Source organism: Planomicrobium sp. MB-3u-38 (assembly GCF_002836425.1).
GTDB classification, from domain to species: domain Bacteria; phylum Bacillota; class Bacilli; order Bacillales_A; family Planococcaceae; genus Planococcus; species Planococcus okeanokoites.
In genome coordinates this window covers 272,179-295,763 of the sequence record NZ_PJBO01000001.1, presented here as the reverse complement: position 1 = coordinate 295,763, position 23,585 = coordinate 272,179, and the positions used below count along the sequence as shown (strand labels likewise).

Sequence of the window (23,585 nt, the reverse complement as noted above, 5' to 3'; positions counted from 1 at the left end):
ACACTACCTAAAATAGCGGCCCGGAATTCTCCTGGCCGCTATTTATGCATTAATCTCACCTATAAAATCGGCGAAACCAGCTTCGCAATGTCCTGTTTCCCTTTCTCAAGCCAAGTTTGATTCTTGAAAGTCTCTTCCGTTAATTCGACTGACAGCTTCTTGTCCTGGAAGAAGGTGTCCGCCATATTGCGGCTCGCTTCCGCGTCGAAGACGAACGCGTTCAATTCGAAATTCAAAGCGAAACTGCGGATATCCATATTCGCAGAACCGACCGTATACGCTTTTTCGTCCACAATCAGCGTCTTCGCATGCAGGAACCCATTCTTGTAGCTGTACACTTTCACCCCGTCCGGCAGCAGCTCCCGCACGAAAGACAGTGTCGCCGAATGCACAAACATATGGTCTGCCATGTGCGGAATCATGATTTGAACATCGACTCCTCCGAGAGACGCGGTCTTCAGCGCGTCCATTATGGATTTATCCGGAATAAAATAAGGCGTCTGCAGATAGATCGATTCGCGCGCATGATGAATCATCTTCAAAAATCCATTTTTAATGTCTTCATGCGTTTCCAGTGGACCGCTTGCAACAATCTGCATAGGCACCCCTTCTTTATTGTCCAGCTTCGGAAAATAATTTTCGGCGTACTTCATCGGGTATTTGGCGGCCGCCTGATTCCAGTCGATGAAAAAGCGGTTTTGCAGCGAATGGACAATCTCCCCTTCGACGCGGAGATGCGTGTCCCGCCAGTAGCCGAACTCTTTTTTCCTGCCTATATATTCATCGCCCACATTAAAGCCGCCGATATAACCGACCTTTCCGTCCACCACCACCAACTTTCGGTGATTCCGGTGGTTCAGCCTCGGATTGATGCTCGACAAAATCGCGGGCAGAAACGCTGCTGCCCTTCCGCCGGCTCTATTCAACTCCTCGAAGAAATCTTTCGGCAGACTTCTGGATCCCAGGTCATCATAGAGGAACAGGACTTTTACCCCCTGCTGTGCTTTTTCCGTCAATAAAGCCAGCAGCCGCTTGCCGATATCATCGTCTTTCATAATGAAATACTGCAAGTGGATATGATTTTGCGCCTGCCTTATGTCATTGAATAAAGCTTCAAATTTGTTTGCTCCGTCGTTATAAATGATAATATCCGTGGCTGTCGACAATGGGGCTTCCGTCCGGATCATGTTCATCTGGACAATATCCTTCATTTCCTTGGCGACAGGCGAAGAAATTGCTGATTCCCCTGATTTTATTTCTTTTAGCTGCTGGTCCACCATCGCTTCAAAATCATCATTTTCGTAGGCAGCCGGCCGTTTCAGCCGATCTCTCCGCAACGGTTTTCCGAATAACAGGTAAAGGATGAAGCCCAGAATCGGGATGAAAAAGAGGATTAGGATCCAGGCCCATGCGGAAGAAGCTGTTTTTCGTTCAAAAAACAGGATAAAAAATGCCAGCACTATATTCAAGATGATAAACAAGTTACTTAATGTACTGATCCATTCGAATGAAATCTGAATCCCTCCTCCAGTTCCGGCTTTTGTTTATAAAACATACTTATTTAATTCATACCCGCCGAACTTGTGTTTAAAAAGTAAAAAAAACCAACCGCATTTTGCGGTTGGCTTGTTCAGTCTTCCTCTTCTTCGTCTTCTTCGCCTTCTTTCGGCTCTTCTTCCGGAATAATTTCTTCTTCGCCTTCTTCCGGCGTTACATCGATATCTTCGTCGTTATTCTGTTCGTTTTCTGCATCACCACAGGCAGCCAGCATACCGACAGAAAGAAATGCGGCCGCACCGAGTTTTGCCCATTTGGCTTGTGCCATCTGAATTCCTCCTTTTCTGATCGGTTGTTCTATGCTATACCTTTACCCTCTGTGCTTGGGTTAAACACATTTTGAAGGCAGACTGTCGCCAGGTGAATTATTCTTCGCTTTCTGCCAACCTGCTGGAACGGGTGATTTGAAAAATATTTTTTCCTTCCATCTTGTTTAAATATCCGGTCAAATCCAACGATGCGCTATCAAGCTCCACTTGCTCAGAATCGAAAATCCCGCTCGGCAATTCCATATCAAAACGGATCGTCTTACCAGCTTCAATATTATAGAGCCGGTTGTCGACCTCGAATGGATTACCGCTGTTGCCGTTCTCGATTTTAATCGGATGGCTCATCCGAAAAACACCATCGATGATGTCATGCTCTGTTCCATTTACCAACTCAATGGTATAAACCCGGTTCACTTCATCCACTTGCTGCTCTTCAACAATCTCAAACTCGATGCCTTCCAAGTCCTGGACGGTATAAGCCATTTCACCATTCGCCGGCGCCATATAATCGGTATCGGATCCCGCTTCCAATAAGCCGGAATCCGTTGCATATATGAATCCGAGAAACAGGAACAACACTGCTGCCGATGCGAACACCGTCCAATACATAGGCTGGACACGCCGGGCTGCAGGTTTAACGTCTTTTGTCTTCTGGCGGATCGCCATTTTTTCTTCCTGTGAAAAACGGACGTTGTCAGTGGCCACCCGTTTTAATTTTGCTGAAATGTCACGGTCAAACCCTTCCATTGCCGACACCCCCTTCAAGTTTTGCCTGCAGCGCCTTCTTGCCCCGCAGCAGCCGGGATTTCACGGTGTTCAACTTGATTTCCAGTACATCCGCAATCTCCTGCATCGTCATTTCCTGATAATAATAAAGGATAAGAACTTCTTTATACTTGCCTGGCAGCGCTGCAATTTGCGCCGCCACTTCTTTGGCATCTTCTTCGCCGATCAATTCCTCTTCAGCGGAGCTGCTTCCTTTCAGGAGTTTCACGGCTGGCTTGTAAATCAGATTCCGAATGCTCCAAAGCCGGTGATAATCTTTGCATTTATTGATGGTCATGCGGATCAGCCAGGTTTTATAGCTCGCTTCATGACGGAACCCCGACAGGTTCTTGAAAGCGCTGATAAAAACTTCCTGAATGATGTCTTCACATTCCGCCTGGTCCTGCACATATAAAAACGCAATCCGCTTGAGTTCTGAGCCATACTGCTGCATCAGATCTTCGAGTACTGTATGTTCATCGGCAGTCGCCTGCCATGCTTCCCTATTCGCCGTTTCCATGCGCTAATGCAACTCCCTTCAAAGAATAGACGGGTGCCGAAACCGTTTTGACCCCTAACTTTTTATTATAAATGAAAAAATGGCTCCTCAATTGCGGAGCCTTTGGAATGATGTAAAAGTCACTGTTTCAATTACTCCAGGCGGCTGCCTGTTTTCTTAAGCGGCCATAATATGACCAGATGCGCACGATGAATGTGCCAAATATCAGTACTGCCAGAAGCATCATGCCGCTGCTGTTCCATAAAAACCTATCCTGAATTGTATCTGCACTGATCATAATATTGATGATGAAATAAATATAGAAAGCAACAAGCGGCGAGAACATGGCCGTATAAGTCAGCGCAATTCTTTTCGCGTGTTTAAGGCGGCTGCTTTGATCGCTGTACAGTTGCGGCCGCTCTTCGGTTTCACCGTAAGTTTTGCTCCAGATCGTCCACTTCTCCATATTCGAAAACGAAGTGAACTCTTCATGCCATCCCGCTTCATGGTGGATGGCAAAATAACTCTCGGTCGGCCCTCGCTGATAATCTATACTGTATACAATCCGACGGGGCTCACCTTTAACGAAGTGGAAGATGGTACCGATTTTATTGACCCGGTAAAGGTTCAAACCGCGCTGTTCCATCGACTCCAGCCATTTTTCCATTTTATCGGGTGAATACATCCAGCTGAATTTCACCTTCGTCACCCAGCGCCCGGCCCTCTTCAATTCCTTTTCACTCTGCTGATCGATTTCATCGACTGGCCAGAATCCATCTGTCGTTCCATCAAGTTCCTTATTCGTCCCGGTGATTTTGGCGATCGAATAAATTCCGAGAACCATAATTCCCAACAGGATCGCGAAGAAGATAAATGTCAGGAGCCACAACGGACTTTCCACTATATCAACGCCGCCGTCCTGTCTGTAGGAAGAAGCGAGCATTGAAATATTCGCCATCAGCATACCGGCGACATAAAAGGAAATTCCATAGTAAATGTATGTAATCATGCGGTTATGCTTAATGATTCCATCACGAACCAGGGTTGTCTTAATAGCGTTTTCAGGCTGCTCATTAAAAATGAACTCCCATTTCCCTGCAGTACCAGCCTTTTGCCAGCCTTCCGCCTGCAGCGTTTTCGGCAATACGGATGTTTTCATCTTATCGTATGCTATGCGGTACACCCGAGTCGCCGGTTCCTGCTCTTGAAAATAAAAGCAGCGCGTCCAACGGTTCAGCTTTGTAAAGATCAACCCTTGTGCCGCCATCTCTGCCAGCCAGTCTTCTGTTTGCTTCACATCATAACTCCAGAATGGCCTGTAAATTTTCTTCATCCGAATTCCCCCTCGAACGCAATTGCATTGCGATGCACTTCTTTAATCCTCGTTATTTCCGCTTTCATCAATTCTTTGCCGGCATCCGTGATCTCATAGACGGTCTTCCGCTCTTCATCAGCGAACACCGTGATCACGCCGTCTTTCTGCATCTTCGTCAACGTGCCGTAAACTGTGCCGGAGCCAAGCACCAGGCGGCCGGCTGTGATGTCTTCCACATGCTTGACGATGCCGTAGCCATGCCGCGGCTCTGTTAATGACAATAAAATATAGAAAGCCGTCTCGGTCATCGGCACATATTTCTTCAGCATTTTCTGGATTTCCACGGGCAGCCCTCTTCTTCACTATGTCGTACCTTGACTATATCACGACGTGACATAAAAAGGTAGATTTATTTTCTGATGAAATGTGCGAGGCTTGTGGAGGTTTTACGTTTATCGGCGATTACTGAGGATTTATCAGCGATTTTCCCCTGTTTATCGGCGATTTTTTTGGGTTTATCGGCGATTTTCAGACGTTTATCGGCGATTTTTTCTAATTTATCAGCGATTCTCCATAAATCTCTCAAAAAAACGCAAATCGACTCCACTTTCAAGTCGCTTTGCGTTTTCTCTTTTCATCAGCTGCCACCAGTCGCCTGACCACTGCTCCCACAAATTTTTCACACCGCACCAGATCTTGTTCCTGGGGCATCAGTTCGATCTTCAGCGTCGCGGCCAAATTGGTATGGACGTACAGCATGTCACGGAAGCGGTCGACCGCTCCGCAGAATTCCGCAAAGAAGCTGTCCCCTGTCCCGAACACGGCCGTCACCAGTTCGGGACGCCGCAATTCTTCAAATGCTTCAAACAGCTCCTGCATTTCTGCCGGAATTTCTCCGCTTCCCCATGTATACGTGCCGACGATAACTATATCGTAACGTTTGAGTTTATTTATATCGAAATGACCGATCTCATAGACGTTGGGCAAAAAGCCTGCAGCCCGGAAGCGTTCCGTCAAAACTTCAGCCACCGCCCCAGTATTGCCGGTGACCGATGCATAGACGAGAGCGATTTTCTGATTACAATTCATCAAACCCATTGGACTGGGACACTTTCGAATACGTGCGCGATTTCTGTTCAAAGAAATCCGATTTGGTGCCGTTCATCATGTCGTCGCCGAATACCTGGATCCACGGCATGGGATTGCTGCGCTCTTCGTAGAGGTTTTTCATGCCCAGCTGCCGCAATCGTTTATTGGCCAAGTATTCCACGTAGTCACCGAATTCAGCCAAATCAAGCCCTTCGATATCCCCCAGGATATACGCGGCCCATTCCTTCTCTAGCTGCACCGCCTGATCTACTGTCCGGTAAATATAGTCGATATTTTCTTCATTGTTCAACTCTGGATTCTCCGTCAATAAAATACGCACGAACTGACCGATAAAGTAAGCATGCTGCATCTCGTCACGCTGGATATAGCTGATCATCGTGCTCGTCTTCAACATCTTCTGCTGGCGCGCCAGGTGATAGAAGAATGCGAAGCCTGCATAAAAATAAATGCCTTCGAGGTTGATCGAATTGATGCCGAGCTTGAAGAGGCTCTGCGGCGTCGGATTTTGCCGGAATTCCTCATAAGCACCCAGGATCAAATCATTGCGCTTCCGCACGACCGGATCGCTTTTCGCCTGATCGAAGCGCGCATTTTGTTCCGCGACCGATACAAGCGAACTCAATATATAGGAATAGGATTCGTTGTGGACCGCCTCCTGCTGGGAGATGACCGCAAAAATCGCTTTGAAACTTGAGTCGGTCACGTAATCCATCGCCATCGTCATCGTCGGTGTCTGCAAGCTGTCGAGCGACGCCAGCTGTGTATTGATGCGCAGGAAGACATCCCGCTCCGTATCCGTCAGATGATCCCATTGCTTGATGTCGTCCTGCATATTGATTTCCTGCGCTTTCCAGAAATTCGACAGTAACGTTTGATACAGATCATACATCTGCGGATAGGCAATATCGTTCCAATTCAATAAACCCGACGATTTACCGTTCAGGATGCCTGTCGATTTATTCGGATGTTCCGGATTGAGCAATTTGATCTTTGTTAAAGGTGTGTCGATTGCCATTAGAAGTCCTCCCTTAGCTTTGGCACGCTTCACATTCATCGATTTCTGCCTGCGAAGTGCTGCGTACGTAATAAGTCGTTTTCAATCCCTGCTGCCAGGCTTCCAGGTGAAGCTCCAGCAATTCCTTCGCCTTGATGGTATGCGGCACATACAGATTGAAGCTGATTGCCTGGTCAATATGGCGCTGCCTTGCCGCATTCTGGCGGATACTCCATTTCTGGTCCAATACGTGTCTCGCGCGGCGGTAATAATCGTACGTCCGGTGATCAAGATCCGGCGCCGTCACTTTGAATTTGAAGTTCTTCTTCTCTTCCGCATATTCCACGGCGTAGAGCGGATCGATGCCGTCTGTCGAGCCGCCGATTTTCGCGGTTGACGAGTTCGGTGCAACGGCCATCATCCAGCCATTACGGACGCCGTTTTCTGCAATTTCCTGTTGCAGTTCTTGCCATTTCTCCCCTTCATAGCCCTTGCGTTCGAAATACGCGCCAGTCTGCCATTCCGATCCGGCAAATTCACTATAGCCGCCTTTTTCTTTCGCAAGCTCCATGGATGAGCGGATGACATGGTAGGCGAATTCTTCGTATAAACTATCCGCATATTCCACCGCTTCTTCCGTCTCCCAATGGATTCCTTCGAGCGCCAGAAGATGGTGCCAACCGTAAGATCCAATTCCAACAGCGCGATATTTTTTATTCGTGGCATCAGCCTGCCCTACAGAAATCGTGTTCAAATCGATGACGTTATCGAGCATGCGCATCTGAATCGGCACCAAGCGCTCCAGTACATCCGCTTTCACCGCGCGCGGCAAATTGATCGATGACAGGTTGCAGACCACGAAATCACCGGGTTTCCGTACCATGACCAAATTGCCGGCTTCGTCTGTGTATTCTTTAACGATTGTGGTAGCTGACATGTTTTGCGCTATTTCGCTGCACAAATTACTGCAATAAATCGACGTCAACCCGCGTCCGCGCAGGTGCTTGTTCGGATTCTGGCGGTTGACTTCGTCGCGGTAGAACATATACGGCGTGCCGGTTTCCAGCTGAGACACCATAATGCGCGCCATGATATCCATTGCCCGGTAAGTCTTTCTTGGCAATAAAGGATTAGCGACCGCCTCTTCATATTTTTCGGTGAAGTAGGCACGGTCGGTGTCATCATAGAAATCTTCCAATCCAAGCGCGTTGCCGTTCGCGTCTTTCCAGCCCATCACCTGCTTGACCTGATGCGGGCAGAATGTATTCCATTCGCCGATGCTGCGGCCGTTTTCATCCGTTTCCTGCAATTTCTCCATAAACAGATCCGGAATTGAAACGCCTGTGAAAATGTCGTGCGCTTTGCGGCGCTCATCGCCGTTATTCGTTTTCAGATCCAGGAAGCCGTTCATGATGTCTTTATGGAAAACGTCCAGGTAAACCGCTACCGCACCTTGCCGCTGACCGAGCTGATCGACGCTGACCGCCGTATCGTTTACAAGACGGATCCAAGGAATTACGCCGGAGGAATTGCCTTTGAATTTCTTGATATCTGACCCAAGCGCCCGCACTTTTCCGTAATAAATGCCAAGTCCGCCGCCGTCTTTGCTGAGCCGCGCAATGTCCCAATTGTTCAGGTAGATGCCGTCCAGTGAATCATCCACCGTGTCGATAAAGCAGGAAGACAATTGACCAAAGCTTTTGCCTGCATTTGACAGGGTCGGCGTCGCCACCGTCATATACAGATTGCTCATTGCCCAGTATGCTTCCCGCACAAGTTCTGTCCGCTTCTCAGCCGGTTCGTTCTGCATCAGCGCCATGGCGATGACCAAAAAGCGCTCCTGCGGCAATTCATGAAGATTCCCTTCGTAATCTTTCGCCAGATAGCGGTCCGCCAACAGGAACAATCCGATGTAATTGAATAATTGGTCGCGTTCCGGATCGATCACTGCCCCCAGTTCCCGAATTTCAGTTTCCGAATAAGCAGTCAATAAGTCATTCGAATAAATGCCGATGCGTGATAACTTTTCAACAAGCTGATAGAAATCACCGTACTTTTCCTGTGCTTCATAACCACGGCTCGCAGCCGCTTGCCGGTAAAGCTCGCTGCAATAAATTTCCGCCGCAAGGAATGTCCAGTTCGGTTCATCCATCGAAATGCGGTTCAGCGCATAAAGCATGGATTGTTCCGTATCAACCTTGCCATCCAGCTCGCCGATTTTATTGCGCAACGCTGTAGTATCGAGACCATGCAACCGCTCGGCACGTTCCAATACTTTTTCGACTGCATCCATTTCTGTTGAGATTCCCATTTTCATATCAGACCAGCTCCTTCGCGAATTCGTTCAGTTTCATGCGGCGTTCTTTCCGTGCCTGTGCGCTTTTAAAAAGATTCTTTTCTTTGTCTGTTTCAGGAATGACTCCGGGAACAGGTGTCGGCTTGCCGTTTTCATCCACAGCTACCATCGTCAGGATGGCGGTGGTCGTCAGCGTCCGGCCGCGCGTTTCAATATCCTGGCATTCCGCTTTCACATACACTTCCATCGAAGTCCGGCCGGTTGAAATGACCACGCCTTCCAGGATCAGCACATTGCCGATCCTTGCCGACGACAGGAAATTGACCGTATCAATCGATGCCGTCACAACGACTTTTCCGCTGTGCTTCATCGCCGTGATCGCTGCGATTTCATCGATATAGGCGAGCACCGTTCCGCCAAAAATCGTACCCATGTGATTCGTATCCGGCGGCAGCACCAGCCTCGTTTGAATTGTCCGTGATATGCCTGCTGAAATCTGCTGTTCCATTAAATCCATCATCCCTTCAAATAAAACACGCCCATAGAAAAAACCCCATCTTCTCCGGAGAGAAGATGGGTTGAATAACGCAGCATAAAAGGAACCGAACAGCCGAAAATTGCGCTGTTTCCTGATATCACCATCGTTACACCCCCCAGCTCCCGGAGAAGGCAATTAACATATAACGAAGGCAGGTCTCCTGGCTTGTGCGTCATCCTTTGCTATGGCCTTCCCATCTTTCGACAGTGGTTTCCATAGCTCGTCAGCACTTACAGTTGCGGGTACAGCTCCGGATTTTCACCGGCTTCCCTATTAAGCCTTTTCAGGCACCTTTGTTATCGGTTTTTACTATATATTGTGTTTTCTTATGTAATATACACTAAATATTGTATTTCTAAACTATATCTTAGCCAGTATTTTTTGGCAAGGGCAGATTTCATTTTTTCTTAAAATCCACTCTCTCGATTATAGCAATCCAGCACAAATATGAAAGGGATAAATGATTATCTGAAAATAACAATTATCAGTTAGATTTCATTTCTATTACTGTAGTCTTATATACTTTATTTCAAAATTAATTATGCTATGATAAGAAACTGATGTTTGAGTACTAGATTTACATATCGATGCTGTATTACGGAATAAAAATTTAACTGGAGATGCAATTTTAAGATGAAACAATTCGCCCCTAACAACTTCCACTATGGCTGGGTGATCGTCGCGATTGCGGCGTTATCGCAGTTCTTCTCAGGTCCCGGACAAACTTATTCAAACTCGATTTTCATCGATTATTATATACAGGACTTTGGCTGGAGCCGTTCGACGGTGTCCGGCATCTATTCAGGCGCAACGCTAGCTGCGGGATTTCTGCTGTTTTTCGTGGGACGGCTGATCGACCGGAATGGTTCGAGGAAAATGGCGGTGATCGTATCGGGATTACTGGCGGTTGCCTGTCTGTTCAACAGTTTCGTCACCAGTCTGCTTATGCTGTTCATCGGTTTCTTCTTCATCCGTTTATTGGGACAAGGTTCGATGGCGCTGATTTCGAATTCATTGATTCCGCAATGGTTTGTGAAAAAGAGGGGACGCGCGCTCAGCATCGCTGCAATCGGCGGACTGGTCAGTTCGGCGGCGTTTCCACTGCTCAATGTCTGGCTGATCGAAGCGTTTGGCTGGCGCATGTCCTGGATGGTGCTTGGCGCGATCATCATTGTGCTGTTCACACCGCTCGCCCTTTTCCTGATTCGGAATTCTCCTGAAGATGTCGGTTTGCTGCCGGATAACGGAGCTGCGGAAAAAGCGGATAAAAAGAAAAAGCTGGTCGAAGAAGTCAGCTGGTCTGTCAGCGAAGCTTCCAAAACACGCGCTTTTTGGCTTCTGCTCGTCTGTGCCGCCATCCCCGGTATTGTGAACACCGGATTGACGTTTCACCTGGTGTCTATTTTCAAGGAAAATTCGCTGTCACTTGAAGCCGCTGCAGGCATCCTGAGTTTAACGGCGCTGATTGGTCTGCCAGTCACTTTCCTGACAGGCTTGCTGCTCGATAAAGTGAAAGTGCAGTATATGCTGGTGCTGGTGTTTGCCGGCGAAATCGTTTCTCTCCTGCTGCTGCAAAATGCGAACTTCATGGCGGCTGCCGTTATCTTTGGTCTGGTTTGGGGAGTGAGCATGGGGATGGAACGCATCGTCATGGCTGTAGTCTGGCCAAATTATTTCGGTCGCAAACACATCGGCAGCATCAGCGGCATTTCGATGGCGATGATCGTCACCGGTTCGGCGCTCGGCCCGTTGCCACTCGGCATTGCTTTTGACGTATTCGGCGGCTACGCGGAAATTCTATGGGCATTGATGCTGTTCCCGGCAATGGGCATGGCGGCTGCTTTGATGGCGAATCCGCCGGTCAAAGCAACGGCAAAAGAAAAGACGGCTGCATTACCGGCACCGCAAACTGCTAAGCAAGTACCGCTTCCAAGCGAATAAAACAGGAGAATTCTCAATTGAGAACGCTCCTGTTTTTTGTTTCCAGTTTTCTGGTAGAATGAAGATAGAATTATCAAAAAATGGAGGTGTCCGAAAATGACGTGGTTTTTCGTAATGGTATTCGGCATGATCGGGTTCGCAGGTTTTATTGATTGGAGAAGAAAACGGAATAATAACACAGCGCTGAAGTCGATCAATTCACATGCAAAGCCGGGTGAAAGTTCTAATTATACTGCAGGGGGTGGGAACACTGACCATTATGGAGGCGGACACTGATTTAACACAATTATCGCTTCCACCATTAAGATGAAGCCAGCCGCAAACTATCCAGATTGCGCATCGCTTTTTCTGTGCCGAGCGCAACACAGTCCATCGGATTTTCCGCAAGTATGACCGGCACCTTGATTTCTTCAGCCATCTTCTTGTCTAGCCTATGCAAAAGAGACCCGCCGCCGGTGAGGACAATCCCCCGGTCGTGGAGATCTGCTGCCAGTTCGGGTGGCGTGACTTCCAGTGTGCGCCGCACGCCGTCGATAATGCCTGCCACTGTTTCTTCCAGTGCTTTTTCTACATCCAGCCCCGTGATTTCAATCGTTTTCGGCCGGCCGGTCATCAGGTCATTCCCGCCGATTTCCATTATTTCTTCACGTTTTCCATCCGTCAGTCCATAAGCCGTCCCCAGACGGATTTTCAATTGTTCTGCTGTCCGGGAACCAATCTTCAATTCGTAGTTTTTCAGGATATACTCTGCCACTACACGATCCATCGCCTGCCCCGCATTCTTCAGGGACTGGCTGACAGCAATGCCATTTGACGAAATGACCGCCATTTCTGTAGTTCCTCCGCCGATATCCACCACCATCAGGCCTTCAGGTTCCCACACAGGCAGATTGGCTCCAATGGCCGCCGCTAAAGGCTCTTCTATCGTCAGTGTTTCCCGGGCACCCACCCTTTTGGCCGCTTCGATGATCGCCCGTTTCTCGACCGAGGTAATGCCGATTGGCACACTGATGACAAAGATTTTCCGCTTTAAATTCCCGACGGTTTTGGTGACTTCCTTCAAAAAGCGGGCAATCATCACAATGGCTTTTTCGTGATCCGCAATCACGCCCCAGCGCATCGGATAGCTGACTTTAATGCCGCCGGAAGTGCGCCCGTTCATTTCATAAGCGTCCCTTCCGACAGCTATCACCTCACCGTTTCCGCCGTCCACCGCCACCATCGACGGCTCCCGCATAATAATTCCTTTGTTTTGAAGCACTAATAAGGTGTTGGCGGTACCAAGATCGATTCCCACCTCTCTTATACCAAAGTTCAACATACGGTTTCGTCCCTTCCATTGCTATCTAGTGGAGTCATGCTGTGAGCGCCGGGCCCAGTCAATGGCGCTTGAAAGTCGGCTTGTCCTGTTCTTCCATCGCATAGTCAATTTCCTTCAATTTCCGCCGGCAGCTGTGAACCAGGTTCTTTGCCGATTCGCGCAATGAAAAATAATGCTGCCGAATATGTGATTCATTTTCCATATTGATCGGAATTTTAATGATTTTTGCGTACTCCTCGGTCCACCGGCTGAAGTAGCGAAGCATTTCTTTCGAACGGTACTTTTCGCTTTTCAACTCTTCCTTCAGCTCTTTTTTATCATGAAGCAGCGTATCCTTGTCCCTGCGCAATAATTGGACCTCCCGCTTCAGCACCTGAATCTCCCATAAGGCATTTTTGGCAATTTCCTGCTCATGCCCACTCAGCCTTTCAGTAAATTCAGTAAAGGCTCTTTCCCTGTAAAAATGATTAGTTGAAGTTTCTGTGTTTTTCATGAAGTCCCCTTCCTTCTCGATTATGCCGTCAATAAGGTTGGCTGTTTCCATTTATTCCGTAAGCAATGTTTCCATCGGAACGCCGAAAAAGGCTGCCAGACGTTCGGCGTGATCTTCTGAAATTTGTTTGGTGCCGTTTTCGTATGCCCATATCGCGCTGGTTGCGACGCCGATTTGCTGGGCAAGTTCTTTGGAAGACATTCCTTTGGCTTTCCTCAAGTCACGCAATCCACTGAGCGCATTCACCATCTTCCATGACCTCTTTTCCATATATTTTAGTTGGACAGTTTCCCCGATTGTGGGCGGTTATGCCTGGTGCAAGCCGATTATGCCATTGCGGCGATAGATGAATTGTTTGTCTTCCAGGGTTTTCAACACCCGCGTCAAGGCTGCATGCGACATATTCAAATCTGTAGTGATTTCTTTTATCGTTTTAAATAAAACACCTTCCGACGAGCAGTTATTCAGGAAATAAATCATGAATACCTCCCCGTTTCTTATACTTTTATCGTCCTGTCCCGCGAAGCATTGCCGTGATTTCTTCAGCAGATCTTTTTCTTCCATTCTTAAGTTGCCATATACTGCAGATTTACCAACCACATCTAGCACCTCCTATAAACTTACAAATATATATTTCTTCTTACATATTTACCCTGCATAATAATAGCTAATCATATTTTTAATAGATTTATCAGAAAATAATATTTGTAACACGAAATACTTTTTATCAACCGTTCCCGTGTGCTCCCTGAAGCCTGTTGTTGTATGAGTCCATAGAAAAACCGCCCGTGAAGTCATGACTTCAAGGCGGCAATATTACGGTTCAATTTGATATAGTGGAATGGGTTTTTTGGAAATTTTTCATTAAATCCATCGCTTTTTGGCGGGAATTTTTATCGAATACCGGCGCAAAAGGATCTGCAAAACCATGTTCTCCAGGTAAACTCACTGCTTCTATGGAACCGTCGGCAACTTCGGCTATAAAATCGGCTACATTGAACGACTTTTCACGCTCACCATAAATCAGGAGCACTGGACAAAACGGCGTAATTTCCCCGTAGTCCCGGATTCTTGATCCATAAAATGCTGTTACGCTGGCAATATGGTTCGATTGGCTGCAAAGCCAGGCGACGGTCGCCCCGACACTGAATCCGACAATATGTATTTCATCGTAATCTTTTGCCTCTTCAGCAAGCAGCTTTTTTACCTGTTCAAAAGCAGGGTCGAATCCGACAGCATCCACAAAGTTTCGATAGGCCCTTTCGCTTTGATCATATGAAAACGGCGGATTTCTGCCAATTAGATCGGGTACTAAAACATCGAACCCTTGCTCCGCGATTGAAGCCGCAGCCAATTCCATATGATCATTTATTCCATAGATTTCATGCAGGACAAGCACAAGCGCCCGGTTTCCATGTTTTATTGCCAGCAATTTCCCCACTCCTTAAAAATTCATATTCAACATTAAGCCCAGATACACGCTTACGATAAAACCGAATCCAAAGATGAATGACAGCCATAAAGGCATCTTTTTAAAGAAGCTCATGATCATCAGGCCGATTGCCAGCGCACCGATCAATAACAGCAGGATGCCGTTAAGCGAGAAGACAAATTCCGGTGTGATCGGCAAGTATTGTTCACCGATCAGGCTTTCGAGCAGCGGGGCCGTCCCTTCCGTCAAAAATGTATTGTTGACGTTATGCGGCGGCGCCAGCTTGCTCATGACAGCGGTAGAAAGAAAAACCAGCCCCAGCATGAAAGTTTCGAGCTTCAAAAGATTGCGCGACGGTTCCTTCGCTTTATTGCCAAAGCCGTTAAGGAAAGCCGCCACCAATAAAGGCAGGATGCTCAAGTGCTTCAAGAGCAGCATCTGGCCATAAGGCAGCACCCAGGAAGCCGCATAGTCAGCGGGTTTTGAAAACAGCAGCCAGACAGCGAAACCACTCACCAGGATAATGGCCATCAGGCTGAATGCGAACGGTGTAAACCATTTCAGGAAGCTGCGCCAATTCGTAAGTGCCGGTGCACCCCAAGCAACCAGGATCAACACTCCTGCCCATAGCGTCAGCGATAAAAAATGGATCGTGTGGCTGAACAGGCCGGGCAGAAAATCGAGCGATGCGGCATGGCTGCCGAATCCCATATTGAGGACGGACAACAGGAACCAAAATGCCTGAATGTATTTCGAGCTATTGACGGCTGTTGCGCCGAACCAGAAAAATGAAAGAAAAATGCTGAACGCGAAACTTTGGCCGACCTGGAATTCGGTGATTGCTGTCCAGACTGCGGAGCCGAAACTGGCATTATTCAGCAACAAGCCGAGTAATTGGAATGCCGGAGCCGCCGACAAAACAGGAATGGACGCAATCCCAAGCAGGACCGCTGAGTTTCTAATCGAAATTTTCGGCTTCCGGTGCTCGGGAACAAATTGCAGAACCAGCACACCGGCCAAAAATGACGTGACCAGATAAAGCAGAAAATCAGAAAGGATGGTAAACAGGATCATTTTCTTCTGGCCATCACGAAGAATGCAGCTGCAGCGATTGCCAAAATGGCGATGATCAGAATGGTCACCCAAGGCGTTTCCGCTTTTGCAGGTTCAACAGCTGATGCAGAATCTTCCTCGGCTGACTGCTCCTCCGAAGCAACGTCTGTTGTTTCAGTTGCTTCTGTTGCTTCTTCTGAAGCCGGCTCTTCTGCAGCTTCTTCAGTTGTTGTTTCTTCTTCAGCCGCTACTTCCGTTTCTTCCGCTGCGATATTGAACGTTAAAGTCCCAGTAATTTCATGGCTGTCCTGGCTGATTGCATTCCAATCGACTGTGTAGGCGCCGTTCGGAAGTTCGTCCGGCAATTGGCCGGTCAATTCCATTTCAGAAAAGTTGATGTCGGCAACTTCAATCGTATTGCCCGCTTCATCTTTTATTGTCATATCCCCTTGCTGGATAGGCGACTCGAAAAGGAATTGGATTTCTTCCGGCGATCCTTCAAGTGTCGCGCCTTCCGCTGGTGTGGAAGAAGATAAACCTGAATGTGCGTGTGCCGTGACCGGCAAGAATAATAATAGAAATGCGATTGCTATAAATTTTTTCATGATGTGCTCCCTCTATCCGTTTAGACTTTTGAATTTTACTGACCTTCTAATAGTATGTGATATTGCTGCGTCACATTTGTTCATGATGTTAAATTTGTGTGAATAAAACCGTAAGTGACGGCTGCGAACTACCGTATCAGCAACGAAATGCCGTATGCGCCGAATATCAGGGAAGTCACCAGCGCGAGATAGCCATCCACGCTTTTCCAGCTTTTTGCGAATTCTTCCCATGTGGTCAAGAATGCTAAGGCCGATGCCGCCAGCATCACATATGGAAGGAACCGCTCGCTGCCGGTCCATAACCAGTAAATCACCCCTGCCAATAAAATGATGATCAGGATAATTCGAATTGTCTTCATTTGCTGCCTCCTCATCTGCTGAAGCCGCTGGAATGCGGTGATTTGTGTGGAGCGCATGCTGAACGTTGATATATTTTTTTGAACGGAGATATAATTTTCTGAACGTCGATATAATCTCCTGAACGTCGATATAATCGCTGGAGCGTTGATATATTTTCCTGAACGTTGATATAATCCCCAACACCCCAGTTTGAAAGAAAAAACACTTCCTCCTCCTCTAACATTAAAAGAAAACGGCTTGAACGGATGCTTTTCGCAGGCGAAAAGCGATTAAAAACCTTAAAACCTGTTGATTTTACTGCTATCAGCCTTCTTTTCTCCAAATGCATTCGAACGGACCGGTAAGATTCAGAGTCGCTTCCTAGAAATCCGGCTTCCTCTTTGATCTTAGTTATATAACGTTGTTTAGTGAAAGATTGGATCACTTTTTTAATCTTTTTCAATCTGCCTGCCGACTTTACTGCGTTGCGGGGACCCCGACCGCAAGCCGGCTTGCGAAAACTCTTCTATAGAAACTTCTTTTTATTTACTGCAGCTCCCCATCGTTATATTTCCTGCATTCTAACATAAATGGAAATGTGCTTGTTTAGTTGCTGGGTTTTATTCCAAGTTCCGCTTGGTACTCTAACCCCTGAACAATCTCTGGAATTTCATCCAGACCGTCGATGGTAAAATGAGCTTTCACATTTTCCCACTGAGCATTCCGCTTCCAGACACTTATCATCCCCGCCCCCGAGGACGCAGCCACATCGTTCGCCGGATGGTCGCCGACAAAGATTGCCTCCTCCGCTTCTGCGCCGAGACGTTCCAACGCTCTTTCAAATATCCGTTTATCCGGTTTCCGCAAGCCTTCCTTTTCAGAAATCAAAATCACATCGAAATACCGTTCAATACTTAGAGCCTCGATATTGCCTGCCTGAAATTCCGTATAACCATTCGTTATCATACCGATTTGAAGCTGTTGTGCCTTCAGTTTCTCAAGCATCTGGATAAGATGCGGAAAAGGATCACAATGCGCGGCGAAATGAGTCAAGTAATCTTCCAGCAACTGCTGCTGAGAAATCCCTGTGATATTGAATTCTTCAACTAACTGCTGGTAGACCTTATCTTTCCAGACATATCCGTGATCATCCAGCTGGATGAAGCGCTGCATATAATCCGTCTGATTAATATGACCCAGTACCTCATTTAATCGCCTATATTGATTTGAAACGAACTTTTCCACTGATTTATCGCGGTCCAGCAAGGTTCCGTCCAAATCGAAGATGACTGCTTTTATCACGTTTTTAAAGACCTCCGTTTCCCCCATTACTTCACATTGGTATAAATAATACAGTATTTTGGAACTTTTTTGAAATAAAGGTCTTTGTGCCTATATAACCTTCAAGATTTCCCTATTATAATTTTCTGGATATCACAATTTTGTCAGATGGGGGAAAGAGATGAAAAAATTATTGGTTTTATTGATGGCAGTATTATTGGTGGTTTCCGCTTTGCCTGCTTCAACGTTCGCGATTGCGAAAGATGATCCTGAGTTTGAAAAATTCCTTGAAGAAATCAACTGGTCCAAGAAGAGTTATATAAATTACCTGATGGAAAAAAACTGGTCCCTGGATGATTTCGGTGATGTATCTGAACTCGGAACCCCATTGTCTGAAGAAGGCGTTCAGACTGTCATGGAAGACTTCGAACTGACTCGTGAAGAATTGAACGAGTTGCTGGTGGAGTTTGGTGATATCGAAGAAGGCGAAGACGTTCTGGATGGAACTTACCTCATCTTCAATGAAGAATTGTATTTCTTTACAGAATATTATTTGACTGCAGACTTCGGAATGATTGATGAAGACGGCGAAGAATTCGCTGCATTCCTGGAAAGCATCAACTGGACTAAAGAAGATTACCTGGCTTACCTTGACAGCAAAGACTGGGGCCTTGAATATTTCTCTGACGTCTCGGAATTAGGGACGCCATTGTCTGAAGAAGGCGTACAGAAAGTAATGAAAGATTTTGATTTGACGCGTGAAGAACTGAATGCACTGCTTGTCGAATACGGAGATATTGAAGAAGGCCAGGATGTATTGGACAGCCATATGTATATCATTTTCAATGAAGATCTTTATTTCTATGTGGAATGGTACTTGGATGATGAAAACTATATCGACCTGAATGATTTGGACATCTTTACAGAAGTCGGTCTTACTGAAGAAGAATTGGACCGCCTGTTTGAACATTTTATTACTTTGAACTTTGAAGATGAAACATTTTTAGATCAATTAGATGCTCTATTGCAGCGTTTGGATGCTGTACCTTACTTTGAAAGCGCAGATGACCTGGACGCTGAAGAAATCGCGATCCTATTGGATATCTTCGATGACATGATGAACTTGTTCGAAGTTGAAACAAAGTACTACCTGACTGACGGCACAGAAAAAACAGCACTTACATTGACTGCATTGCTGGCTTTGGAAACGACAAACGGTAAAGATTTGCTGATTGAAATCTTCGATCGTGAAGGCACTTTCCTTGCTGACATCGTCTTGACAGCTGAAATGTTCGGATCTGAGATCATTGAAGAAACTGGCAAAGACCTTGAAGTCGTTGAAGAAGTGATTGCAGCTCCTGTAAAAGAAACTAAAGAAGTGAAAAAAGAAGCGAAGTCCGTGAAAAAAGATACAAAAGCTGTACAAACAACCAAAGGCGGAAAACTTCCAAAAACGGCTACTGATTATGTCAGCAACACATTAGTCGGATTGGCGTTCGTATTGATCGGATTCCTATTGTTCCGCCGCATGAAAACTGTGAGCAACTGATTGATGAGAACTAAAAGCAACAAAGGGGCCGGCCGCAAAAAAATGATTTTGTCGGTCCTGGCTTTATCAATGATTGCATTCGGTCTTTGGTTCAGCGGCACTAACGCCGCCTCTTTCCTGAAGGGCTATCTGCTTTTTAAAACCGGCCAGGTCAATGAAACGGAAGTCAGTGCCCAGACGGCGCCTTCCACGGAAGCGATCAGCCTGCCGGAAGAAGATGAAGAAGAAGATGAGGTCCTTTATCCGGTGCGTCCCGAAATAGGCGAAAATATCGGTGATTTGATGATTCCAGTAATCGGCGCGACATTGCCGATTTTTCACGGCACCGATGAAGATGAGCTGCTGAAAGGCGTCGGCCATTTTGCGGACAGTGTCTTGCCCGGGGAAAAGGACAATACGGTTCTTTCCGGCCATATGGATACGGTGTTCCGCGAATTGGGTGAAGTCGGCAAAGGCGACTTGCTGATTGTCGAAACATCGGCTGGGAAGTTTACCTATAAGGTGAGAAAAACCCGGATTGTGGACGCAGATGACCGCACGGTGATTGTGCCGAAACCGAAAGCTACGCTGACGGTATCGACATGCTACCCGTTCGATTTCATCGGTTCTGATGCACCCGAACGCTTTATATTGATTGCTGATTTGATTTCGAAGGAATAAAAAATTGCGGTGTCGGATTTATCGGCGATTTTTGAGGGTTTATCGGCGATTTTTCGAGGTTTATCGGCGATTTTTGACCGTTTATCGGCGATTTTCGTCGGTTTATCGGCGATTTCTATCGGTTTATCAGCGATTCTCCCATTTCTAAGGCAAAAGCGCCTCACTCTAATTGTAGAGTGGGGCGCTTTTTTATTGATTCACTTTCCCGCTTTCAAAACGCTCAAGTATTGCTCCCATGGACCGACATCCTGCCGGTATCTTTCGGCCATGACGCGCGTGATTTGCGAAATATGCGTCAGATCATGCACGACCCAGGTAGAGAGCAGCTCCCTTAAAGTGACAGAGCCGAATTCGGGATGCATCCCCCGCAAATGCAGACCTTCTTCAGGATCCACCAATTCTTTCAGCTTCTCCAGATTGGTCACGCGTATTTCCTTGAATGCGGCCAGTTTCCGTTCAATCGTGGTATCGGCTGTGGTATCCAAATGAGCGAACCGGTCAAACGGCGGAAAAGTCTGGCTTTCCCCTTGCTGGAGCAACGTTTCAATACGCGGAATCCAGTTGCTTAGCTCTGCTTCAATCAGGTGGGCGATTACTTCTTCCGCATTCCAGGTTCCTTCGCCTTCATTGCAGTGGATCCATCCCTCCGGCAAGCCGGAAAGAAACGCCTCCAAGCTGGCCGGTGTCCGCGCCAGCAATTGTATAGCTTCGTCTAAGCGAAAATTCATACAGGCACCTCTTTTCGATGGTTTTACTTTCTTCCTGTATAGAATTCGCTTTGTTTCGCTGTTATCCTTCCAACATCCCGCCAACGAAGACAGTACACCACTCTTTATTTTATTGCCGCAGGATTTCTTCCATCACTTCAAGATTCTTCTGCATCAATGAAAAATAAGTTTCGCCTGCATCAATTTCATCTTGCGTCAATACGCTCAAATTGTGTAATTGAACGGCTTCCGCCCCAATCTCATTTTGAATCACTTCAGTCAGCCGCGAGGATACATTCTGTTCAAAAGCGATGTGATCGATGTTCAGCTCTTCCGCCTGCTTCACGATCTCAACAAGCTCCTGTTGAGACGGCTCGTCCTGGCTGTTCAATCCAGCTACTGCCACTTGCTCGAGCCCATAAGCATTTGCCCAATAACCAAATGCGGAATGGGATACGAAGAATGTTTTCTGTTCAGCTGCAGCTGCCATTTGTTCAAACGACTGGTCCAACTCCTTCAGTTCTTCAACCAATTGCTCATAGTTAGCTTCGTACTCTTCGGCATTTTCGCCGTCGCGCTCAACCAATTCATCTTTGACGGCTTCCGCAATCTGCTGGCTGAGCACTGGAGAAATCCAGACATGCGGATCTACTTCATGCCCGTGGTCGTGCGCTTCTTCCGTTCCTTCTTCGTGCGCGTGATTGTGCTCTTCTTCCGTTCCTTCATCATGTCCTTGTTCGTGCTCTTCTTCATCCGAATGGCCTTCGCCAAGATCCGCTTCCGGAATCGATTCTGCTGTCGCCACAAATTCAACATTTTCATTGCTTAAGGTCTTTTTAGCACTGTCAATAAAACCTTCAAGACCCAATCCGATATAAAACACGGCGTCCGCGTCAGCAAGCGTAATCATGTCCTGTTGCGTCGGTTCAAATGTGTGCTCATTCGAACCAGCCGGATAGATCGACTGTACATTCACGTGCTCACCTCCTATGCGTTCCGTAAAATATGTAAGAGGGTAAACGGTCGTGTAGATGTTCAACTTTTCTTCTGTTGCTGCATTTTCAGTATCAGCCGTTGTTTGGGCTTCTTCGGTATTTCCACAGGCACTTGCTATGAAAATGAATAATAGCAGGGGCAAAAGTAATTTTTTCATCTGTCATTCCTCAATTCGTTTTAAACTTTGTGCTCGTCACCAGCTTGCTTTTCTGACTCCTGGAATCTGTCCTTTATGAGCCAGTTCACAGAACGCGATGCGCGACATGCCAAATTTGCGCATATAACCTCTTGGTCTCCCCGTCACCATGCAGCGATTTTTTAATCTTACCGGCGAAGAATCTTTCGGCAGCTTGTTCAATTCCTCATATTCTCTGTTTGATTTCAGCTCTCTCCGATAATCGATATAGCGCTCCACCATCTGCTCCTGCTTTCTGGCTTTAGCCACTTTAGATTTTTTAGCCACCTTCTCAACCTCCTTAACCTTTATTAGTAATCATTACGATTTATAAAACCGTAAAATTTTTTATTTTGTTTCCCTGTGCAACGTGACTATGCGAAGACGCGGACAGTATTTCTTCAATTCGATCCTCTCCGGGTTATTGCGTTTGTTCTTCACCGTCGAATAATTGCGGTCCCCTGTCTCGGTGCATGCCAACGTGATGTTCACTCTCATATTTATTCCTCCTAAATTATGATCAAATCGTAAATAGTAATTATTACGTTTTACATCATATAATGAAATGGATTGTTCTGCAAGCAGTTTCTCACCAGCGTTCAAAATTGATTAGAAATCTTATTTCCGAAAAAAAGAAAAAGCCGCACCAGGCAGCTTTCCCACTTTCTATTATAATGCCCATACATAACTGTATTAGGGATGCTTTTCAAACTGAATGACCCTCATGTTAATTTTCATTTACCTGATCTTTCATTTTCAATGGAGTGAAATAATAATCGCAGCCTTGCCAGCCCAGTTCAGCAGCCAAAGTATCAAAAGTGGAACGGAAGAACTGTTGTATATCTTCACTTGGATTTTCCTTCGCGGCAACCGTATCTAAAAGGAGAAAATATTCACTTTTCGTTTCATCATAAAATGCTTCAGCGGGCTTTATCGAAGGTGAATTCAAATCCTTGTACTGGAACGGATAAGGAAGAACGAAAAAAGCGGGTATGTCTGTTTGGTCGTCACCCAGCCAAAAACCGTACTCGATCATCTGCTCGTCAAAAGCGGCTTCTTCGATAACCCGGTCTTCCGGAAACGGTTCCATGATGCCGGGCAGTATCAGCAATGAAACATCGAATGTCCCCCAAAATAAAGCGGGCTTCATCTTTCGGCAGCGCATCGGTGCTACGAATTTTCTCTGTTCCAATAGCGCAAACTGAAAAAGCCGGAGTCCTTTCATGGCCTTCTGCTGATCGAATTCGAGTGGCGTATCATCTTCGTTCAATGGAGTGGTATAAGCCATTTCCTGCGGTTTCGGATTGATTTTCAAATCGATTACACGGGATGACAGTGCACTGAAAATTTCATCATAATACCATTTGATCGATCTGGACGGCTCGAGGCCAATGCTTTGCGTGTCTCCATCTGTATTTACCAGAATGCGGCTGTTCTGAATATCAACGTCTACCTGGAAAACATGATCCTGTGTGAATAATAATCCAGTGCTAAAACCATCAGCTGTAACGTCTAGTGCCACATGTGCCCATTGAGGTTCCTGCTGTGCTGTTTCTAATTTGATCTTCCCGAGGATCTGCGAAAGCAAATGCAGAGTGAATTTGGTTCCTGCCCATTCCGAATGTTTGATCATGTCAATCTTCAATCCATTCTCCTCCTGTCGCAAAATGGAACAGCAGACAGACATGCC

General features: G+C 46.6%; 31 protein-coding genes and 1 riboswitch. Of the genes, 4 read left to right on the top strand and 27 right to left on the bottom strand.

Translation table 11 applies throughout. The features are described 5' to 3' along the window. Positions 1-59: 59 nt before the first annotated feature. From cls to CXF70_RS18505, 12 genes are all read right to left on the bottom strand, one after another. On the bottom strand, positions 60-1,499 hold the full coding sequence (gene cls, locus CXF70_RS01780; RefSeq protein WP_101801253.1) for a cardiolipin synthase: 1,440 nt from the start codon (positions 1,497-1,499) through the stop codon (positions 60-62). A gap of 131 nt (positions 1,500-1,630) precedes the next feature. Continuing rightward, positions 1,631-1,825, bottom strand: coding sequence for a hypothetical protein (locus CXF70_RS18090; protein WP_084243744.1), 195 nt, complete (start codon positions 1,823-1,825; stop codon positions 1,631-1,633). A 97-nt stretch (positions 1,826-1,922) separates the two neighbouring features. Continuing rightward, positions 1,923-2,573, bottom strand: a complete 651-nt coding sequence (locus CXF70_RS01770; RefSeq protein WP_101801252.1) for a hypothetical protein — start codon at positions 2,571-2,573, stop codon at positions 1,923-1,925. Further along, the gene (locus CXF70_RS01765; RefSeq protein ID WP_101801251.1) at positions 2,560-3,111 is read right to left on the bottom strand and encodes a sigma-70 family RNA polymerase sigma factor; all 552 of its coding nucleotides are present in this window, start codon (positions 3,109-3,111) and stop codon (positions 2,560-2,562) included. Before CXF70_RS01765 ends, CXF70_RS01770 begins: the two co-directional genes overlap by 14 nt. Before the next feature lie 127 nt (positions 3,112-3,238). Next, on the bottom strand, positions 3,239-4,423 hold the full coding sequence (locus CXF70_RS01760; RefSeq protein WP_101801250.1) for a DUF2812 domain-containing protein: 1,185 nt from the start codon (positions 4,421-4,423) through the stop codon (positions 3,239-3,241). Beyond that, positions 4,420-4,749 carry a PadR family transcriptional regulator gene (locus CXF70_RS01755; RefSeq protein WP_199172768.1) on the bottom strand — a complete coding sequence of 110 codons (330 nt, stop codon included), beginning with the start codon at positions 4,747-4,749 and terminating at the stop codon, positions 4,420-4,422. The genes CXF70_RS01760 and CXF70_RS01755 overlap by 4 nt, the downstream gene beginning before the upstream one ends. Before the next feature lie 65 nt (positions 4,750-4,814). Next, a complete protein-coding gene (locus tag CXF70_RS18085) occupies positions 4,815-4,991 on the bottom strand; it encodes a hypothetical protein (RefSeq protein ID WP_158241145.1) in 177 nt (58 codons plus the stop codon). 23 nt (positions 4,992-5,014) lie between these two features. Then, entirely contained in the window at positions 5,015-5,503 is a 489-nt protein-coding gene (locus tag CXF70_RS01745) for a flavodoxin domain-containing protein (RefSeq protein ID WP_101801247.1), read from the bottom strand. Then, complete coding sequence (locus CXF70_RS01740; protein WP_101801246.1) at positions 5,484-6,530, bottom strand: ribonucleotide-diphosphate reductase subunit beta; 1,047 nt, start codon at positions 6,528-6,530, stop codon at positions 5,484-5,486. The genes CXF70_RS01745 and CXF70_RS01740 overlap by 20 nt, the downstream gene beginning before the upstream one ends. 13 nt (positions 6,531-6,543) lie before the next feature. Beyond that, the gene (locus tag CXF70_RS01735; protein WP_101801245.1) at positions 6,544-8,826 is read right to left on the bottom strand and encodes a ribonucleoside-diphosphate reductase subunit alpha; all 2,283 of its coding nucleotides are present in this window, start codon (positions 8,824-8,826) and stop codon (positions 6,544-6,546) included. A gap of 1 nt (position 8,827) precedes the next feature. Further along, complete coding sequence (locus CXF70_RS01730) at positions 8,828-9,313, bottom strand: acyl-CoA thioesterase (protein ID WP_101801336.1); 486 nt, start codon at positions 9,311-9,313, stop codon at positions 8,828-8,830. A gap of 8 nt (positions 9,314-9,321) precedes the next feature. Next, a complete protein-coding gene (locus CXF70_RS18505) occupies positions 9,322-9,447 on the bottom strand; it encodes a hypothetical protein (protein ID WP_255400058.1) in 126 nt (41 codons plus the stop codon). A gap of 29 nt (positions 9,448-9,476) precedes the next feature. Beyond that, positions 9,477-9,653, bottom strand: a riboswitch (cobalamin riboswitch). A gap of 323 nt (positions 9,654-9,976) precedes the next feature. Between CXF70_RS18505 and CXF70_RS01725 the strand changes: the two genes are divergently transcribed. Together CXF70_RS01725 and CXF70_RS01720 are read left to right on the top strand one after the other, a co-directional pair. After that, positions 9,977-11,284 (top strand): MFS transporter, encoded by a 1,308-nt coding sequence (locus tag CXF70_RS01725; RefSeq protein ID WP_101801244.1) that lies wholly within the window; start codon positions 9,977-9,979, stop codon positions 11,282-11,284. A 96-nt stretch (positions 11,285-11,380) separates the two neighbouring features. Continuing rightward, positions 11,381-11,560: a hypothetical protein gene (locus tag CXF70_RS01720; protein WP_101801243.1), complete on the top strand. Its 180-nt coding sequence runs from the start codon at positions 11,381-11,383 to the stop codon at positions 11,558-11,560. A 25-nt stretch (positions 11,561-11,585) separates the two neighbouring features. On the opposite strand, the gene mreB is transcribed toward CXF70_RS01720, so the two are convergent. From mreB to CXF70_RS01670, 10 genes are all read right to left on the bottom strand, one after another. Continuing rightward, a complete protein-coding gene (gene mreB / locus CXF70_RS01715) occupies positions 11,586-12,605 on the bottom strand; it encodes a rod shape-determining protein (protein WP_101801242.1) in 1,020 nt (339 codons plus the stop codon). Between the two features lie 58 nt (positions 12,606-12,663). Then, positions 12,664-13,098: a hypothetical protein gene (locus tag CXF70_RS01710; RefSeq protein ID WP_145990696.1), complete on the bottom strand. Its 435-nt coding sequence runs from the start codon at positions 13,096-13,098 to the stop codon at positions 12,664-12,666. A 51-nt stretch (positions 13,099-13,149) separates the two neighbouring features. After that, positions 13,150-13,347 (bottom strand): helix-turn-helix domain-containing protein, encoded by a 198-nt coding sequence (locus CXF70_RS01705; protein ID WP_158241144.1) that lies wholly within the window; start codon positions 13,345-13,347, stop codon positions 13,150-13,152. A 57-nt stretch (positions 13,348-13,404) separates the two neighbouring features. Then, positions 13,405-13,698 (bottom strand): MarR family transcriptional regulator, encoded by a 294-nt coding sequence (locus tag CXF70_RS01700; RefSeq protein ID WP_233208513.1) that lies wholly within the window; start codon positions 13,696-13,698, stop codon positions 13,405-13,407. Between the two features lie 223 nt (positions 13,699-13,921). Next, on the bottom strand, positions 13,922-14,530 hold the full coding sequence (locus CXF70_RS01695; protein WP_158241143.1) for a dienelactone hydrolase family protein: 609 nt from the start codon (positions 14,528-14,530) through the stop codon (positions 13,922-13,924). Positions 14,531-14,542: 12 nt separating this feature from the next. Continuing rightward, positions 14,543-15,676, bottom strand: coding sequence for a copper resistance D family protein (locus CXF70_RS01690; protein ID WP_145990695.1), 1,134 nt, complete (start codon positions 15,674-15,676; stop codon positions 14,543-14,545). After that, the gene (locus CXF70_RS01685) at positions 15,601-16,188 is read right to left on the bottom strand and encodes a copper resistance CopC family protein (protein WP_084243730.1); all 588 of its coding nucleotides are present in this window, start codon (positions 16,186-16,188) and stop codon (positions 15,601-15,603) included. The genes CXF70_RS01690 and CXF70_RS01685 overlap by 76 nt, the downstream gene beginning before the upstream one ends. Before the next feature lie 128 nt (positions 16,189-16,316). Next, the gene (locus tag CXF70_RS01680; RefSeq protein WP_101801237.1) at positions 16,317-16,547 is read right to left on the bottom strand and encodes a hypothetical protein; all 231 of its coding nucleotides are present in this window, start codon (positions 16,545-16,547) and stop codon (positions 16,317-16,319) included. 11 nt (positions 16,548-16,558) lie between these two features. Continuing rightward, positions 16,559-16,990, bottom strand: coding sequence for a hypothetical protein (locus CXF70_RS01675; RefSeq protein WP_101801236.1), 432 nt, complete (start codon positions 16,988-16,990; stop codon positions 16,559-16,561). Between the two features lie 143 nt (positions 16,991-17,133). Beyond that, positions 17,134-17,829: an HAD family hydrolase gene (locus tag CXF70_RS01670; RefSeq protein ID WP_101801235.1), complete on the bottom strand. Its 696-nt coding sequence runs from the start codon at positions 17,827-17,829 to the stop codon at positions 17,134-17,136. 160 nt (positions 17,830-17,989) lie between these two features. Between CXF70_RS01670 and CXF70_RS01665 the strand changes: the two genes are divergently transcribed. After that, entirely contained in the window at positions 17,990-19,357 is a 1,368-nt protein-coding gene (locus tag CXF70_RS01665; RefSeq protein ID WP_101801234.1) for a processed acidic surface protein, read from the top strand. Beyond that, positions 19,358-20,017 (top strand): class D sortase, encoded by a 660-nt coding sequence (locus tag CXF70_RS01660; protein WP_483312745.1) that lies wholly within the window; start codon positions 19,358-19,360, stop codon positions 20,015-20,017. It begins immediately after the preceding gene. A gap of 197 nt (positions 20,018-20,214) precedes the next feature. Here CXF70_RS01660 and CXF70_RS01655 read toward each other — a convergent pair whose 3' ends face one another. The 5 genes from CXF70_RS01655 to CXF70_RS01635 form a co-directional block, all read right to left on the bottom strand. Beyond that, positions 20,215-20,745: a DinB family protein gene (locus CXF70_RS01655; RefSeq protein WP_101801232.1), complete on the bottom strand. Its 531-nt coding sequence runs from the start codon at positions 20,743-20,745 to the stop codon at positions 20,215-20,217. Between the two features lie 109 nt (positions 20,746-20,854). After that, positions 20,855-21,877, bottom strand: a complete 1,023-nt coding sequence (locus tag CXF70_RS01650; protein WP_101801231.1) for a metal ABC transporter solute-binding protein, Zn/Mn family — start codon at positions 21,875-21,877, stop codon at positions 20,855-20,857. Positions 21,878-21,913: 36 nt separating this feature from the next. Beyond that, positions 21,914-22,183 (bottom strand): 30S ribosomal protein S14, encoded by a 270-nt coding sequence (rpsN, locus tag CXF70_RS01645; RefSeq protein ID WP_101801230.1) that lies wholly within the window; start codon positions 22,181-22,183, stop codon positions 21,914-21,916. A 60-nt stretch (positions 22,184-22,243) separates the two neighbouring features. Then, a complete protein-coding gene (gene rpmG / locus CXF70_RS01640; protein WP_101801229.1) occupies positions 22,244-22,393 on the bottom strand; it encodes a 50S ribosomal protein L33 in 150 nt (49 codons plus the stop codon). 229 nt (positions 22,394-22,622) lie between these two features. Then, positions 22,623-23,540: a DUF5996 family protein gene (locus CXF70_RS01635; RefSeq protein WP_101801228.1), complete on the bottom strand. Its 918-nt coding sequence runs from the start codon at positions 23,538-23,540 to the stop codon at positions 22,623-22,625. Positions 23,541-23,585: the final 45 nt, after the last annotated feature.